This window comes from Amycolatopsis sp. NPDC114504 (assembly GCF_055633595.1).
Genome location: NZ_JBVKDU010000001.1, coordinates 463,370 through 479,241 on the forward strand (window position 1 = coordinate 463,370; position 15,872 = coordinate 479,241).

Below are 15,872 nucleotides of genomic sequence, written 5' to 3' on the forward strand. Positions count from 1 at the left end.
GCTGCCGACGCTCCCGCAGGCGGGCCAGGTCCCCGCCGCAGGTCTCGCGGCCTGCCCGCGCCGGCTCAACGCTCCCGCGGATCCCGGTCCCCACCGCAAGTCTCGCGGCCTGCCCGCGCCGGCTCAGTGCTCCGGCAGCTGCCGACGCTCCCGCAGGCGGGCCAGGTCCTCACGCATCTCCGTCGGCAACAGCTCGGCCATCTGCTCCGGACGCAGCGGCAGGTCGAGCAGGCTGAGCTTGACCCGGCTGCGCCGCGCGTGGCGTCCGGGGTCGAGGCGGACGACCTGGGCCGCGTCCGGGCGCAGGGTTGCCGTCAGTGGGGTGGCCGGGTCAAGGGGCCGCCACGCGTTGCCGTCGACGCGCAGCATCGGCGGGGCGCTGCGGGCCACGCCGCGCAGCGTGACGACGTCGCGCGCCGGTAACACGATCGAGCGGCTGACCCCCGACATCGACGCGACCGGGGTCACCGCCAGCACCTCCGCCGCCGGCGAGATCACCGGTCCGCCGGCGGCGTAGTTGTAGGCGGTGGAGCCCGTCGGGGTGCTCAGGATCAGCGCGTCGCAGCGGTAGTACCCGAACTGCGCCCCGTCGACCAGCAGGTCGACCTCCACCGTCGCGCCGGGCTCGGCGCCGCCGACGACGACGTCGTTGAACGCGACCACCGCCGCGTCGCCTTCCTCGACCGCGATACAGCTGTGCGGCTCGATTTCGAAGTCCCCGGTGTGCACCCGTTCGAGTGCCCCGGCGAGCTCGGCCGGGGCGATCTCGACCAGGAAGCCGACGTTGCCGTAGTTGACCCCGAGCACCGGCACCGGCCGGTCCACCGCCAGCCGCATCGCGCCCAGCATCGTCCCGTCGCCCCCGAGGCTGACGACGGCGTCCACGCCGGCCGCGAACTCGGCGTCGGGCACCACCGCCACGCCGGCCCCGACCTGCGCCGCGTCGGTGCCCCGGACCACCAGCTCGACCCCGTGCCGCTCGGCGTAGGAGACGAGCACGTCGACCGACTCGTGCACCGGCTTCCGCGGGTGCGCCACCACCCCGACGCGCGTGATCTCGGACCCTGCCATGAGGTCCATTGTGGCCGTCCGGTGCCCGGCCCGCTCAGCCGAGGACGCCCAGTGCCGCCGGGGTGAACGGGACGATGTCGTCGTCCCGGCCGTCGAGGATCTTCGCCGTCCAGTCCGGGTCGGCGAGCAGCGAGCGGCCCACGGCGACGACGTCGAACTCGTCCGCGTCCAGGCGGTCCAGGAGGTCGTCGATCCCGGCGCGGCTCGCGGCTTCCCCGGCCATGCTCGCGGTGAACTCCCGGTCCAGGCCCGCCGAACCCACCGTGATCGCCGGTTTCCCGGTCAGCTTCTTGGCCCAGCCGGCGAGGTTCAGGTCGGCGCCGTCGAAGGCGGGCTGCCAGTAACGCCGGGTGGAGGCGTGGAAGGCGTCCACGCCCGCGTCGACCAGCTCCCCGAGGATGACGCCGAACTCCTCGGGTGTGTCGGCGAGCCGGGCCGCGTAGTCGGACGCCTTCCACTGCGACAGCCGCACGACCACCGGGAAGCCGGGCGCCACCCGGGCCCGGACCGCGGCGACGGCTTCGGCCGCGAACCGGGCTCGCGCCCGCACGCCGCCGCCGTAGCGATCGGTGCGGCGGTTGGTCCGCGACCACAGGAACTGGTCGATCAGGTAGCCGTGGGCACCGTGCAGCTCGACGCCGTCGAACCCGGCGCGTTCCGCCTCCCGGGCCGCCTCGCCGAACGCCGACAGCACGGCGTCGATGTCGGCCCGCGTCATGGCGTGCCCGCGGACGGTGCCCTCCAGCGGCAGACCCGACGGGCCGATCGCCGGAGCGTCCGGGTACGGCGGATCCCCGGCCAGGCGCGCCATCCCGACGTGCTGCAGCTGCGCGAAGATCCGCCCGCCGGCGTCGTGGACGGCCGCCGTGACGCGGGCCCAGCCGGCCAGCGCGTCGTCGCCGTACATGTGCGGGACCAGGTCGTGCTGGCCGGCGGACGGGTGGTTCACGTACGAGCCTTCGGTGATCACGAGCCCGGTGCCGCCGGCGGCTCGCCGGGCGTAGTACGCGGCGACGTCCGCCCCGGGCACGCCGCCGGGCGAGAACCCGCGGGTCATCGGGGACATGGCGACGCGGTTGGGCAGCGTCAGGCCGCCGACGGTGATCGGGCGGGAAAGCAGTTGTGCGGCGCGGGTTTCCACGAATCTCAGCTCCTCCTGGTCGGTTGACACCCAGGCTAGAATCTGACGTGGACGTGAGGTTCAACGTCTTGTGCCGCAGATCACGCCGGGAGGGCCCATGCGCATCGGAGAGCTCGCCGAGAAGACCGGCGTCAGTGTGCGCGCGCTGCGCTACTACGAAGAAAAAGGGATGCTCGTGCCGGAGCGCAGCGCCGGCGGGCACCGCTCGTACGCGGACGCCGGCGTGGGCGTGGTCTGGCTGATCCAGCAGTTCTACGCGGCGGGGCTGTCGAGCAAGTCGATCCAGGCGATCATGCCGTCCGTCCGGGCCGGCCGGGCGACCCCGGAAGTACTCGAGCTCCTCGTCACCGAACGCGACCGGATCGACAAGCTGGTCCGCGAGCTGACCGGCGCGCGGGAACGGCTGGACACCATCATCACCTCCGCGGGCGCGGACTCCTGCGCGCCACCGCCGTCGATCGTCGCCGAGAACGCCCCGAAACCCTGCCGTCCGCACTAAAGTCGGGGCATGAGGTTCCTGCGCGCGCTCGCCGCCACCGTCCTGCTCGCCGGGTGTTCGGCCGGCGTCGGCGGGACATCGTCGCCCGCACCGGCGACACCGGGAACCGCTGCCACGTCCAGCGCTCCCCTGGCCCAGCCGCACAAACTCGAGATCAAGATCGCGGGGACGGCGGTCCTCACGAAGCTGACCTCCACGGTCGACGGCGAGACGACCGAAGAGAACGACGTCAAGCTGCCGTGGAGCCGCACGTTCAGCTTCGCGCCCCACACCGGAAAGCACGTCTACAACATCGTCATGCTCTCCGCCGGCGGCGAGGTGAACGCGACGGCCACAGTGGACGGACAGCCCTGGGGCCAGACCAGCGGCAGCGGGGACGGCGCGTCGACCCAGTCGCTCAACGGCGACTTCAGCGACTGAACCCCGCCTCGGCCAGCGGCGGATCGAGAGCGTCGACACCGAGCACGAGCACTCCGCCGGGCTCGGCCGCCACCACGACCCCGATCACCTCGCCGAGTTCGTCCAGCGCCGGCCCGCCCACGTCGGCGGGCGCCACCCGCACGTGGAACAGCCGGACTCCTGCCGCCGTGTCGCACCGGTCGACCAGGCCGGTTTCGCCGTCCGACGTCCGCAGCCGGTCGCCGATCCGCACCAGCGCGGGATGTCCCAGGGGCAGCGGGGTGTTTTCCACCGGCTCGGCCAGCCGCAGCACGGCGACGGCGTGCTCCGGCGAGTCCGGCAGGTGGGTCCGGGTCACGCTCCGGGCGCCGCGGCCGGTGGCGACGACGGCGTCCGCGGTGAGGCCCGCCCGGCCGGTGACGACCAGCCGGTCCGAGACCAGGAAGCCGGCGCGGGCGCCCACCCTGACCAGCGCGGACGGCACCTCCACGGGTTCGGCCCGGCGGAACTTCCGGTAGCCCTCGACGTCGCCGGTCTCGGCGAGGCAGCGGGCGTACCGGCGGCGGTCGTCGGCGGCCGAGGGCGGCTCGGTGAGCGCGGCCAGTGCCTGCCGGTAGTCGCCGGCCGCGTAGTGCGTACGGAACCGGCGCAGCGGATCCGGCTCGGCCAGCGCCAGCCGCACGAGGACCGCGTTCCAGCGGGCGATCCTGGTCGCCAGGTCGCGCAGCACGGTCATCCGGGCGGTCAGGTCATCGGTCAGCCGCGTCGTTTCGGCGAAATCGGCGGCCGGCTCGCTGCCGGGCCGGTCGAGGTGGTTCAACGCCGCGACGGCGGCCTCGCGCACCGACTCCCGCGCGCGACGCAGGTCCAGCTCGGTCCGGCCGGCCTCGCCGAACATCTCGACCAGCAGCCCGGCGTCGTCGGCGCCGGGCACGGGAACGTGACTCCCCAAGCGGTGCCGGAACTCCTGCCACGCCGCGTCACTGTCGTCGTCCATTGTGGACGCCGCCAGCTCGCGCAGCCGCTCACGCAGGTCCGCGAGCTCTTGCTGCCGCCGCTCGACTTCCCGCTGCCGTTCGTAGCTTCGGGTCAGTTCGGCGACTTCGCGCGGGGAAAGCAAGGTGGTGTCGGCGATCCGGATCGAAGCGGCCTTGCCGGTGGCCCGGTCGCGCGCGGTCACCGAAAGCACGCAGCTCGCGTCGATCTCGAACGTGACGTCGATCTGGGGCACACCCTTCTCGGCGGGCGGTATCCCGGACAGCAGGAACTGGCCGATCTTCGACTCCTGGTCGAGGCCGCCGTTGAAGATCTCGACGCGCACCACGGACTGGTTGTCGGCGTGCGTGGTGAACGCTTTCGAGCGCGTCGCCGGGATGGTCGTGGAGCGCGGCACGAGTTCGGTCAGGCTCTCGCGGTCGTGCTCGTCGTGCACCCGGATCCCCAGCGACAGCGGGGTCACGTCGAGCAGGACGATGTCGTCCAGCGAGCCGTCGCGCATCGCGCCGAGGAGCGCGGCGCCCCCGGCCACCGCGGTCCGCGGATCGGCCACCACGGTGCGGCGCAGCCCGAACGCGCGCTCGACCGTTTCCCTGACCAGCGGGGAAAACATCGGGCGGCCGATCAGCACCAGGTGGTCCGGACGGGTCTTGACCGAGGAGCTGAACGCGGCGCAGATCTCGTGCAGGTGCGCCAGCTGCCCGGCCAGGATCCCGGCCAGCTCGGCGCGCGTCAGCTCCAGGCGGACGTCGCCGTCGCCGAAGCCGCGCAGCTCGTACTCGGCGTGCTCCCGCGCGGACAGCTCGACCTTCAGGCGCTCCGCGGCGATCGCCAGGCGCCGCCGCGCCGAGCCGCTCGACGGCACCGCGATAGCGCGCCGCTCCAGCTCGCCCGCCAGCGCCGCGGCGACGGCGGTGTCGAAGTCCTTGCCGCCGAAGGCACTGTCCCCGCCCACTTCCCGCACGTCGTAGACGTTCTCGCCGACGTCGAGCAGGCTCAGGTCCAGCGTGCCGGCACCGAGGTCGACGACGGCGATCGCGCCGCCGAGCCGCCGTTCGCGCGCGGCGGTGATGCACGCGGCCGTCGGCTCGTGGATCAGCCGGACGAGGTCGACCTCCGCGATGCGGCAGGCCGTGCGCGTGGCGGCCTTCTGGTTGTTGGTGAAGTAGGCCGGGATGGTCACGACCACCCGCGGCCGCTCCAGCCGCAGGTCGTGGTTGCGCTCGGCCCACGACAGCCAGTCCTCGTGCACCTCGCCCAGCTCCTCGGCGGCCAGGTCCGCGACGCGCTCGCGCACCCGCTCGGCCAGGAAGGTCTCGACCAGGCCCCGGGCGTGCCGGACGAGCCGGGCGGCGACCTCCTCCGGCCGGAACGTGCGGTCGCGGACCTTGAAGAGCGTGCCCCGGCCCATCTTCCGCTTGGCGGCGTCGATGTGGCCGACCAGCCACGGCACGAGCGTCTCCTCGCCGTGCAGGCCGACCAGCTCGGTGCCGTCGCGGTCCACACTCACCGTCGAGGCGAAGTGCACCTCGCCCTTCCAGGGGCAGAACACCGGTTGCCGCGTCTCGGTGTCGTAGACGGCGGCGGCGCAGGTCGTGGTGCCGAGGTCGAACCCCCAGATACCGCTGTAGCGCGCGTCGACGTCCGCGCGCGCCCGGGTGACCCACGCCTGCGCGCGCTCTTCGAACCGGACGCGGTCCCGCGCGCCCAGCGCGTCGAGCACCTCGGTGACTCGCGTACGAAGGTGCGGGGGCACCAGTCCGTCGTCGACGAGCTCACGCAGCACGCCGGCGGCCGGGGACGCGGTGCCGCGCGCCTCGACCGCCGTGAGGCAGCGCCGCGCGAGCTCGTCGTGGTCGCCGGTCCGGCGCAGGCATTCGGCCAGCCGGACGTCGTCGGCCGCGGCGTCACCGAGCCACCGCACGAGGCAGTCCGCCGCGGCGGCGAACCAGCCGGCCGCCAGGTACAGCGGGACGGCCCGCTCCAGCAGCCCGCTCCGGTCGTACAGCGCTGCCGCACCGGCCGCGTCACCCCCGGCCCCGCACGCCTCGGCCCGGGCGGTCAGCGCGTCGGGCGTGTCGTCGTCCCGCAGCACCCGGACCGCCTCGCCGTACCGTCCGGCGCGCCGGAACAGCTGGTGGGCGCGGAAGAAGTCGCCGGCGTCCTCGGCGCGGGCGGCCGCCAGGGCGTGCTCCCCCGCCGCCTCCTCGACCCGGCTCCACGCGCGGAGGACGTCCCGCCGGTCGCCGCCGCGGCGCAGCAGCTCACCGAAGTGCCGGCGCGTCACCCCGAGGAGCGTCGCCCGCAGCTCGGCCAGCCGGGGGTGCTCACCGTGGTCGAGGACCTGCCGCAGCTGCCGGGCGGCCTCGGCGAAGTCCTCCCCTTCGATCAGCCGGTGGACGCCGGCCTCGAAGCGGTCCACCAGCCCGTCGTGACGCTCGTCCTGCCCGGGCGGGCACGTCACGAGCGCTTCGGCGAACTGCCCGAGCTCCTCGTGGCACCGGCTCATCCCGTCGAGGCGGCCGGCTTCTTCGTAGGCGGGCAACGCTTCCGCGTACCGGCCTGCGCCGGCCAGCAGGTCTCCCAGCCGTCCGGACAACGCAGTGACGACGTCGCCGCGGTCGCGTGCCAGGGCGAGCCCGGCCGTGACGTCATCGATCTCCGCGCTGGCCAGGCAGATGTCCAGTGCCTGCCGTTCCTGCTCTCGCGTCGCGGCCAGCCGGACGGCCGCAGCGCCGTGCCCGAGGAACCGCCGGACCTCGAACAGCTCCGGCACCAGCTCCGGCAGCAGGTGCGCAAAAAACAGGCGCCACATCTGCTCGTCGCCGGCGAACTCCTCCGCGGTGTAGCCGCGTAGGACCCGCGTCACGACGTCGAGGTCGAGCACGCCCAGCGCCCGCCACCGATCGAAGGCGCGCACGATCGACGCGGCGCCGGTGAACAGCTCGGCCAGCCGGTCCCGGGCGCGCAGCTGCGCCGCCGGCAACCCCAGCCGCGTCACCACCTCGAACACGACCGTCGTCGCGGGCAGGTCCGAGCCGGTCAGCCACGGCTCGTCGGCCGCCGTCAGCGGGTAGCGCTCCGGCGGGATTCTGTTGTCGTACCGCCGGAAGAGCTCTTCGGCCTGAGCGCTGTCCACCCGCAACGCCAGCCGCAAAGCGGTGCGATAGGCACGGATCACCCGGGCGGCGGGCGGTTCGGCAAAACCCGCCGCGAGCCGAGCCGTGGCACGCGCAAGCCGCTTCTCCGGACCGCCGCGGAACAGGTCGAGAAGGCGGGACTCGCTCATCCGGGGAACAGTGGGGCGTCAGGGAGTTCGAGCCACTCCAGGTCCATCGGCACCAGGGTAGTCGACAGCACCAGCTCGCGGAGCAGGTTCACGGTCAGCGTCAGCCCCACCGGCTCCCCCACCTCCTCCCGCCGCAGCCCGTGCACCCCGGCGTCGGAAAGCCGTTGGCGGACCCGGGAAACGAGGTGTTCGACGCGCTTGGCCGTCCAGTTCTCGCGCGGCCGCCGCTCGGCGAGCTCGGCGGCCGCCTGCTGCCGGGACAGCGGCAGCGGCTGGGGGTCGTAGCCGAGGTAGCGCTGCCCGAGCACGGCCAGCACGAGGTGTTCCTCCGGCGAGAGCCGCCAGCGTTTCGGCGGCGCCGTCGGCTGGGTCGGGCGGCGCGTGGTGACGCCGGCCTCGCCGTCGGAGACGAGCAGCTCCAGCACGTGCTCACGCGTGCCGCGCAGGAACAGCGCGGTGTAGCCCTCGGCCAGCGGCAGCGGTTCGCCGTCGCGGTGCAGCAGGACGCTGTCGGACAGCCGGATCGGCGACCGGCCGGTGTTGCTGAGCCACCAGCGGTCCCGCTCGCGCACGAGCAGCCCGTGCATCCGGCTGATCCGCACGTCCTCCTCGCCGACGCAGACGTCGACCTCCAGCCGGTTGCGCCCGAAGGTCACCCGGCTGCCGGGCGACGGCGGCACCGCGACGCCGCCGGTCACGGTGAGCGCGCTCAGCGTGCCCGGCACGACGTCGGCGACGCCGTGGCGCAGGCTGTGCTGACGGTGCGGGTCGAGGCGTCCGGTGGCCACGGCTACCTCCGCTCGTAGGCGCCGATGTCGAAGCCAGCGCCGGCGGGCCGGGCGACCCCGTCGAGGTCGGCCGCCGGGGCGTGCGCGGGGCTGCCGGCGTCGACCGCGGCCGAGCCCGCGACGAGGTGGTAGTCGCCGTGGGCCGGATCGGCGAAGCCCGGGTCCCCGGCGAGGTTGTGGTCGGCGGCGAACGGCCCGGCGGCGACCGGCCCGTCGCCGAACACGTTGTTGCGCAGGGTGTTCGTCCCGGCGAAGCGGTCGGCGTCGATCAGCACCGAGCCGCGGCCGTTGCCGGCGAAGGTGTTGTTGACGATCTCGAGGTTCCGCATGGTCCCGGTGGACTCGACCCAGAGGCTCAGCCCGGCCTGCGCGTTGCCGGTGGACAGGTTGTCGAAGACCCGGACGTCCGAGAGCAGCCAGCTTTCCGAGTAGTCCTCGACGGCGAGCCCGATCCCGGCCTTGGTGGCCTCGCGGGTGCCGCCCACGACGTTGGCGTAGACGTCCACAGTGGACGACGAGTCGACGTAGACGTCCGGCCCCCGGTTGCCGGTCACGACGTTGTGGTGGATCTTCACCCGGGCCGCGTCGTCGTACTTGACGTCGATGCCCTCCTCGCCGTTGTCGTGCACGCGGCAGCCGGACACCTCGACGTCCGACGAGCCCGAGGCGATGCTGAGGGCTTCGTGGTCGGCCGCGGTGCCGCGGGAGTTGGTGCCGCGGATGTCGCAGTGGGCGACGCGCACCCGCCGCGTGCCGACCAGCACGAGCCCGCCGTCGCGGGAACCGTCGACGCCAAAGCGGTCGAACACGAGGTCGTGCGCGCCCTCGGCGTACACGCCGAAGCGGGTCGAGCCGGCCACGGTCACGTCGGTGAACTCCAGCCGGCTGTGCCCGCCCACGGCCAGGCCGCCGCCCCCGGCCAGCACGGCCGTGCCGCCGGCGCCGGTGAACCGGATCGGACGGCCCGGGGCGCCGTCGTGGCGGATGGTCAGCCCGCCCGGGTAGGTGCCGGCCTCGATCGCGACCGTGTCACCCGGGCGGGCCGCGTCGGCCGCGGCCTGGACCGCCGCGTACTCGCCGTGCGGACCGACGTGCAGGATCCGCGGCGCCGGTCCGGCGGCCCCCTCGGCCGTCGGAACGGTCGTGGCCACCAGCAGCGCCACCCCGGCCAGTACCCGCATCGCCACTTTCTCGTCCCCGTCCCTTCCCCGGCCGCGTTCCCCGACAAGCACTGTCTAACCGAGGTCGCCGGGGACCGGTCCCCGGTTTCACGGCAGCCGTCGGACGAGGTCCTCCGCCAGCGAGCGCGCGGTCGCGCACAGCGCGGTCCCGTCGGCCGCCCCGGCGTCCTGGACCGACACCGTGACGACCTCCTCCCGGTGCGGGTCGGTGCCGGGCAGCACCGGCAGCACCGGGGTGTAGAAGCGGTGCACGACCTCGACGGCGCACTCCGGCCGCCCGCCCGGCACCGGCGCCACGACGGCGTTCCGGTTGCCGACGCGGATCCGGTCGCCGGGCACGTCCGAGTCCGCCTCGATCGGCCATTCCCGGCTGTACTCGACGGTGATCGTGCGCGGGTCGTGCTCCCAGGTGCAGCCCCAGCCGCCGAACTCACGGTCGGGCTGCTTGGCCTGGCCCAGCGCGCCCGACGTCGTGGCGGCGTCGAGCAGGCCGCAGGCGTCGACGTGCGCCAGCGACCACTCCGGGAACGGCCGCTCGCGCACCGGCAGCGGGCCGTTGGCGAGCTTGGCCAGCACGCCGGACAGCACCGCCTCCGAGAAGGCGCACAGCGGCGCGTCCTCCGCGCGGTCCACCCGGTGGGACATGACGCCGATCCGGTTGGCGTCGGCCAGCGAAATGGCGCGAACGCACTTGCCGTCGCGCTCCTCGGGGCGCTCGATGTCGCCCACCTTGCCGGGCACCGGCGGCCGGGTCGGGTACCGCAGCGGGCCGGTCAGCGAGAGGACGCTCTGCACCTGACCGGAGTCGTCGGACAGCGTGGTCGTGACCACGCACGTGCCGAAGTCCAGCACCTCGGGGTCCACGAACGGCTGCCCGAACGGGACGAGCGAGTCGGTCGAGATCGCCGCGCACGGGTCGGTCGCGGCGGGGTCGGCGCCGAGGGTGTTCGGCCCGGCCGGGGCAGGGGTCGCCGGCGACGACCGGGTCAGGACGAACCCGGCCACCAGCGCGGCCGCCACCACCACCGCGGCCCCGGCGAGCAGCCGGCGGCGCAGGTGCCGTCGCGGGCGCCGCGGGACCGGCGCGTCCGCGGTGAGCAGGGTGACCACCTCGGCGGCGGTGGGGCGGTCGGCGGGGTGCCGGGCCATCAGCGCGGCGAGCACCGGCGCGAACGGCCCCGCGCGCTCGGCCGGCGCCGGACGTCCGCCGGCGGCCCGGCGCATCTGCGCGAACGGGCCGTCCTCGCCGGACCCCCACGGCGACCGGCCTTCGATCGCGGCGTAGAGGGTGGCGCCGAGGGAGAAGACGTCCGACGCGGGACCGGCTTCACCGCCGTCGGCCACCTCCGGCGCGACGTACCCGAGCGTGCCTGTGAGCTGGGCGCCGCCGGTGCGGGTGACCTCGGTCCAGCGCGCGATGCCCAGGTCGGTCAGCTTGGCGACGTCGTCGGCGGTCACCAGGACGTTGCCGGGCTTGACGTCGCGGTGGACCATGCCGCGGGCGTGCATTTCCGCGAGGGCCGCGGCGAGCTGCGCGCCGATCCGCCGGACCCGGTCCTCGGGCAGCGGCCCGCCGTCGTCGACGAGCTCTTCGAGGCTCCGCGCGGCGAGGTACTCCGTGACGAGCCACTGCGCGTCGCCGTCGGCGACCGTGTCGAACACCGTGACGACGTTCGAGTGCAGCAGCCCGGCCCCGATCCGCGCCTCCCGCCGGATCTGCCCGGCGTCCTCGCCGAGGGACCGCTTGAGCGTCACCTGCCGGCCGAGCTCGAGGTCGGCCGCCCGCCAGACGACGCCCATCCCACCCCGGCCGAGCTCCTCTTCCAGCCGGTACCGGCCGGCCACGACTCGCCCCTTGCCCACGGGGGCAGTCTAGGGAACGCCGTGACACGCCGCTGACCCCCTGTCACCGTGGCGGCGGGCCGAACCGGTTCTCCCCCGGCTTGCCCCGCTCGCTCCAGAAGACGGTGAGGAGGATCCAGCCGATGCACGAGATGACGCCGACGCACCACCAGCCGGACCGCCCGGTGTCGTGCAGCCGCCGGATCCCGACACTGACGAACGGCACCAGCCACGGCAGGTAGAGCACGGTGGCGACGGTGTAGAACCACTCTTCGTCCACGACGTTCTCGACGCCCCCGAGCACCAGGACCAGCGGCACGTAGGCCAGGAAGAAGTACCAGAACTCCGGCCGCGACGCCCGGCCCCGGCACCGGAAGCTCAGGCGCACCGCCCGGGCCAGCGCGGCCCCGAAGCCGATCCTGCTTCTCTCCGCGACGCCGTCGAAGTGCATGCGGCGAGCTTGGGGCAGGCGGCCAGGGACCGGTCCCGGCTCGGCTGGTCGGCGGTCGCCGGCGCGTCGCCGATCAGGTAGTTCCGCGCGATCGGTACCGCGGTGAACCAGACGGCGGCCGCGGCTTCGAGATCGTCACGATCACGGCGGCGATCGCGCCCGGGGCTCGTTCCAGCGGGAGCTTCCGGGGACCGGTCCCGGGTCAGACCTCGCGGACGGACTCCGCCTCGAACGCGGCCAGCACGACTCGCGCGGAGCAGCGGCTGTGCCCGGACGCGGTCGACGGCTTGCGCCGCACGACGACCTCGTAGCGCCGGGCTCCCCCGGTCACCAGCACCTTCCGGACGTCACCGCCGGACTCCTCTTCGGTCGCCAGCACGGCGTCGAGGCCGCGCAGGCCGGTGCGGCCGCGGATCTCGATCTCGGCGAACTGCGACCACGGGCTCGCCGCGGCGGTGCGGCCGCGCAGGTTCTCCAGGCGGACGTTGCCGCTCAGCGCTTCCTTGGCGACGAGCTCGGCCTCGGTCACCGCGAGGCTGCCGTGGAGGTAGCCGTCGGGGACCGTCAGCAGGTTGCCGGCCCAGCGGTCGCCGCCGACGTGGCTGACCTCCCAGACCTGGCCGGGGTGGTTCTGGGCCAGCCCGGTGACCACCGGACGCCCGAAGACCGCGCAGCACATGTCCTTGCTGCCGTGCGTGCAGACGAGGAAGAGCGGGCCGGACACCGGTTCGCCGTGCCCGCGGCGGCCCGCGGCGACGGCTCCGAGGTCGAGGTGGGCGAGCTCGCCGAGGTCGGCGATGTCGAGCCGTTCGAGCCAGCGGTGCCCCGGCAGGCCACTGGCGACGTAGACCGCGCGCGGCGCACCCGGCACTCGCGCGTGCCGGCCGGGCTTGCGGATGAGCAGGGGGCGCAGGCCGGCGTCGGCGGCGGCTTCGAGCCGCGCGGCGGGCAGCGCTTCGGCCAGCACTTCTTCGAGAGCGTCCGGACCCCAGGAACCCGGCTGCTCGATGAGCAGCCACGACGTCATGCGCGCGGCGGTCCCGGCGGGCTCGCCACCGAGCTCGCGGGTCAGTGCGGCGCACGCGGGCGCCGCGGTCGGGCTGGGAGAGCAGAGTCCCGCCTCAGCCATCAACCCTGACTTAGGCATGCCTAAGCGTACCCGAAGTCGAGCGAATCAATCCCCCTGATGTTGACCGGCTCGTCGACCAGGTCCCTCGATCGAGCGGTAAGCGGTCACGGAGCGGCCCCGGGTGGCGGCCTGACCGCCACCCGGGGTGCCGTCACGCTCTCGCCACGAGCCCCTGGGTCACCAGCTCGCCCAGCAACGCCCGCACGGTCGCCCGGTCCACGCCCGGCAGGGCATCGGCCAGCACCTTGAACGGCTGCGGAGCACCGCCGAGCAACGCCGCCAGCACCGGCCGCGCGGCTGCCGCGAAGACCAGGCGCTTCCCGGCGCCGACCAGCGCCACGGTGCCGTCGCCGTCCACCAGCGCGGCACGCGGGACGAGCAGCCGGACCTCGAAGTCGTCGTCCGGCGGCAGCAGCTCCGCCGTCGCCGCCCACGGCAGCCCGACGCGGGTCTGCGCGGGGGCCTGGGCGTCCCGGTCGGCGAGGAAGCGGTCGACGAGGTCCCCGGCGGTCAGCTCGGCGAGCCGCCGGCGCACCGCCTCGGCCCGCTCGGCCCGCACCTCCGGCCCGGCGAACCGGGGCAGGTCCGCGCGGAACAGCTCGTCGGCCCGCAGCTGGTCGGCCAGCCACGCCACCAGGTCCACGCCGGTGGCGGCGTTGAACCCGATCGTCAGGTGGAGCGACTCCTCGCCCACGGCCGACACGTCGTGCCAGTGCCCGCGCGGCAGGTAGAGGACGTCGCCGTCTTCCAGCAGGAAGTCCTCGTACGGCTCCCCCTCCGGGCGTTCCGGCAGCTCGACGTCCCGCTGCAGCGGCGCGCGCCGGGTGACGCCGTGCAGGCGCCAGCGCTTGCGCCCGGAGAGCTGGATGATGAACGCGTCGTGGTCGTCCCAGTGCACGTCGAAGCCGTGCGTGGTGCCCCAGCCCGCGTAGAGGTTGACCTGGATCCGCTCCCGCAGGTCGTGCTCCAGCCGGCTCGCCAGCTCCCCGACGCCGTCGACCAGCTCGTTGACCGAGTCGACGACGAGCGTCGCGCCGGCCCGCAGGTGCTCGGCGAAGGGCGCCGACAGCACGCGCGGCACGAAGCCGTTGCGCCGGGTCGACACCATCTCGGTGTAAGTGTGGGCGGGCACGACCTCGCCGTCGAGCGCGAGGCGCAGCCGGGGGAACTCCAGGCGGTGCTGCCGCAGCACCCGGTCCAGCTCCGGCCACGGAAGGAGGCCGGCGAACCGGCCCTTCTCTCCCGGGAAGCGCCGCGGCGCCTTCCCCAGTACGTCTTCGAAGAACTGGCCGGCCTCGAGCGGAGCCACGAGGCCGGCCAGTCCGGGAATCTCCGTCACGGAGCGGGACGACCGCTAGTCGTTGCCGTCGTTGTCGGCGACCGCGCCGTTGGCCTTGCCCCGGTCCACCGCGGCCGTCAGCGTCTCGACGCCGAGCAGCAGACCACTGGCGGGCATCTCGTTGGGCGTTGCGGCGTTTTCCATCCGGACCTCGCAAACGTCGACGACAGGGATTCCCACGCTACGTCAAGATCCGTGGATCGGGCATAGGTCATTTAGGTAGTCCGCCACCGCCCGGACGTCACCGGCGTCGGAGATCAACGCGACGAAGCCGTCGGGGCGGAGCAGCACGAGGGTGGTGCCGGCCGCGCCGTACGCGGCCGCGAGGTGACTGTGGGTGTCGGCGATCTCGCCGGGGCCGGCCGGCCGCTCCACGACGCGGAACGTCCTGAGCCCGGCCGGGTACGGCCCGGGGCCGCCGCCGAAGTCCAGCAGCGTGAAGCCTCCCCCGCGGGTCAGGTCGAACAGCCGGCGTTCGCCGTCCACCGTGGTCAGCCCGGTCGCGTCCGGGGCGCGGTCGCCGGCGCGCAGTGACGCGGTCTCGTCACGGTCGTCGCGCGCGAGGACGGAATCGCGGTAGCCGATGCCGAGCTGCATGGTGGCCGCGTCGCGCCGGATCGGGATGCTCTTCCGGTCGACCGCTTCCCTGAGTCGCGCGTCCGATAGCGCGAGCACGCCCGCCGCGACCGGCCGCCGCTCGGCCTCGTAGCTGTCGAGCAGGGCCGGCGACGCGCCGTTCGCGACCGCCGCGAGCTTCCAGCCGAGGTTGTGCGCGTCCTGGATGCTGGTGTTCATGCCCTGGCCACCGGCGGGCGAGTGGATGTGCGCCGCGTCGCCGGCGAGGAACACCCGGCCCGCGCGGTAGCGGCCGGCGAGGCGGACGTTGGCGCGCCACAGCGACGACCACTCCGGTTCGTGGAGCCGGAGGTCGGTGCGGCCGCCGCGCCGCTCGAGGAGCGCCTGCAGGTTCGCCAGGCCGAGGCCGGCGTCCTGCCCCGGCGCGATGCTCGCCTGGAACTGGAAGACGCCGGTCGACGGCAACGGGCAGAGGGTGACCATGCCCTCCTCGTGCCGCCACATGTGCCAGGCCGTGCGATCGAGGCCGTCGACCTCGACGTCGGCGACGATCATCCGCACCTCGTCGCGGGTCTCGCCCTCGAACGCGATCCCGGCCCCCTTGCGGACGGTGCTGTGGCCGCCGTCGCAGCCCACCAGCCAGGACGCGGTGACCGTCTCCGCGACGCCGTCCTTGACGACCACGGCCGAGACGCCCTCGTCCGACTGCTCGAAGCTCTCGAGCGCGGCGCCGAACTCGACCGAACCGCCGAGCTCCGCGAGTTTCAGTCCCAGTGCTTCCTCGACGCGCCATTCGGGCGTGATCAGGCTCGCCGGGTACGGGATGTCAGGGCGTTCCCCGGGCTTCTCGGTGCCGCTCAGCGTCACCTGGCCATCGGGGGCGGTCGACCGGATCGGCATCGAAAGGCGGCCGTGGGCGAGCACGCGGCCGACGACGCCGAGGTCGTCGAACACCTCGAGGGTGCGCGGCTGGACGCCCTTGCCGCGCGAGCCGGGCCGCGGGCCGGGGGCGGCCTCGACCACGCGGACCGGGACGCCGGCGCGGGCGAGCTCGCAGGCCAGCGTGAGGCCGGTCGGGCCGGCGCCGGCGACCAGCACCTGTGTCGTCGTCATCGTGGGTCCCCCACCTCAAGATAGGAATCGCTTTCTAACTACCGTAGGCCGACTTGCG

Annotated in this window: 13 protein-coding genes; 2 read left to right on the forward strand and 11 right to left on the reverse strand. The window is 74.2% G+C overall.

Annotated elements, in window-relative coordinates:
- Positions 1–123 precede the first annotated feature (123 nt).
- Positions 124–1,071, reverse strand: coding sequence for an NAD(+)/NADH kinase (locus ACZ7PG_RS02240; protein ID WP_470237262.1), 948 nt, complete (start codon positions 1,069–1,071; stop codon positions 124–126).
- Between the two features lie 34 nt (positions 1,072–1,105).
- Positions 1,106–2,242, reverse strand: coding sequence for an oxidoreductase (locus ACZ7PG_RS02245; protein WP_470237263.1), 1,137 nt, complete (start codon positions 2,240–2,242; stop codon positions 1,106–1,108).
- Positions 2,243–2,309: 67 nt separating this feature from the next.
- On the opposite strand from ACZ7PG_RS02245, the gene ACZ7PG_RS02250 reads away from it, so the two are divergent.
- Together ACZ7PG_RS02250 and ACZ7PG_RS02255 are read left to right on the forward strand one after the other, a co-directional pair.
- Positions 2,310–2,711, forward strand: coding sequence for a MerR family transcriptional regulator (locus ACZ7PG_RS02250; protein ID WP_470237264.1), 402 nt, complete (start codon positions 2,310–2,312; stop codon positions 2,709–2,711).
- 9 nt (positions 2,712–2,720) lie between these two features.
- Complete coding sequence (locus ACZ7PG_RS02255; protein ID WP_470237265.1) at positions 2,721–3,131, forward strand: hypothetical protein; 411 nt, start codon at positions 2,721–2,723, stop codon at positions 3,129–3,131.
- On the opposite strand, the gene ACZ7PG_RS02260 is transcribed toward ACZ7PG_RS02255, so the two are convergent.
- The 9 genes from ACZ7PG_RS02260 to ACZ7PG_RS02300 form a co-directional block, all read right to left on the reverse strand.
- Entirely contained in the window at positions 3,121–7,395 is a 4,275-nt protein-coding gene (locus ACZ7PG_RS02260) for an Hsp70 family protein (protein WP_470237266.1), read from the reverse strand. The two genes, ACZ7PG_RS02255 and ACZ7PG_RS02260, sit on opposite strands and share 11 nt — an antisense overlap.
- Positions 7,392–8,183 carry an FHA domain-containing protein gene (locus ACZ7PG_RS02265; RefSeq protein ID WP_470237267.1) on the reverse strand — a complete coding sequence of 264 codons (792 nt, stop codon included), beginning with the start codon at positions 8,181–8,183 and terminating at the stop codon, positions 7,392–7,394. Before ACZ7PG_RS02265 ends, ACZ7PG_RS02260 begins: the two co-directional genes overlap by 4 nt.
- A 2-nt stretch (positions 8,184–8,185) precedes the next feature.
- Positions 8,186–9,364 carry a right-handed parallel beta-helix repeat-containing protein gene (locus ACZ7PG_RS02270; protein ID WP_470238983.1) on the reverse strand — a complete coding sequence of 393 codons (1,179 nt, stop codon included), beginning with the start codon at positions 9,362–9,364 and terminating at the stop codon, positions 8,186–8,188.
- An 87-nt stretch (positions 9,365–9,451) separates the two neighbouring features.
- Entirely contained in the window at positions 9,452–11,227 is a 1,776-nt protein-coding gene (locus ACZ7PG_RS02275) for a serine/threonine-protein kinase (protein ID WP_470237268.1), read from the reverse strand.
- 43 nt (positions 11,228–11,270) lie between these two features.
- Entirely contained in the window at positions 11,271–11,657 is a 387-nt protein-coding gene (locus ACZ7PG_RS02280) for a DUF805 domain-containing protein (RefSeq protein WP_470237269.1), read from the reverse strand.
- A gap of 202 nt (positions 11,658–11,859) precedes the next feature.
- Positions 11,860–12,786: a sucrase ferredoxin gene (locus tag ACZ7PG_RS02285; RefSeq protein ID WP_470237270.1), complete on the reverse strand. Its 927-nt coding sequence runs from the start codon at positions 12,784–12,786 to the stop codon at positions 11,860–11,862.
- A 151-nt stretch (positions 12,787–12,937) separates the two neighbouring features.
- Positions 12,938–14,125 carry a cupin domain-containing protein gene (locus ACZ7PG_RS02290; protein ID WP_470237271.1) on the reverse strand — a complete coding sequence of 396 codons (1,188 nt, stop codon included), beginning with the start codon at positions 14,123–14,125 and terminating at the stop codon, positions 12,938–12,940.
- A 15-nt stretch (positions 14,126–14,140) separates the two neighbouring features.
- A complete protein-coding gene (locus ACZ7PG_RS02295; RefSeq protein ID WP_284741555.1) occupies positions 14,141–14,269 on the reverse strand; it encodes a hypothetical protein in 129 nt (42 codons plus the stop codon).
- 42 nt (positions 14,270–14,311) lie between these two features.
- Positions 14,312–15,814, reverse strand: coding sequence for an FAD-dependent oxidoreductase (locus ACZ7PG_RS02300; RefSeq protein ID WP_470237272.1), 1,503 nt, complete (start codon positions 15,812–15,814; stop codon positions 14,312–14,314).
- Between the last annotated feature and the right edge of the window lie 58 nt (positions 15,815–15,872).

Excerpts from the sequence above, each read along its gene's own strand:
- ACZ7PG_RS02255 (WP_470237265.1), top strand. The coding sequence starts at position 2,721 with ATGAGGTTCCTGCGCGCGCTCGCCGCCACCGTCCTGCTCGCCGGGTGT.
- ACZ7PG_RS02285 (WP_470237270.1), bottom strand. The coding sequence starts at position 12,786 with ATGGCTGAGGCGGGACTCTGCTCTCCCAGCCCGACCGCGGCGCCCGCG.
- ACZ7PG_RS02240 (WP_470237262.1), bottom strand. The coding sequence starts at position 1,071 with ATGGCAGGGTCCGAGATCACGCGCGTCGGGGTGGTGGCGCACCCGCGG.
- ACZ7PG_RS02295 (WP_284741555.1), bottom strand. The coding sequence starts at position 14,269 with ATGGAAAACGCCGCAACGCCCAACGAGATGCCCGCCAGTGGTCTGCTG.
- ACZ7PG_RS02270 (WP_470238983.1), bottom strand. The coding sequence starts at position 9,364 with ATGCGGGTACTGGCCGGGGTGGCGCTGCTGGTGGCCACGACCGTTCCG.
- ACZ7PG_RS02280 (WP_470237269.1), bottom strand. The coding sequence starts at position 11,657 with ATGCACTTCGACGGCGTCGCGGAGAGAAGCAGGATCGGCTTCGGGGCC.
- ACZ7PG_RS02300 (WP_470237272.1), bottom strand. The coding sequence starts at position 15,814 with ATGACGACGACACAGGTGCTGGTCGCCGGCGCCGGCCCGACCGGCCTC.
- ACZ7PG_RS02250 (WP_470237264.1), top strand. The coding sequence starts at position 2,310 with ATGCGCATCGGAGAGCTCGCCGAGAAGACCGGCGTCAGTGTGCGCGCG.
- ACZ7PG_RS02260 (WP_470237266.1), bottom strand. The coding sequence starts at position 7,395 with ATGAGCGAGTCCCGCCTTCTCGACCTGTTCCGCGGCGGTCCGGAGAAG.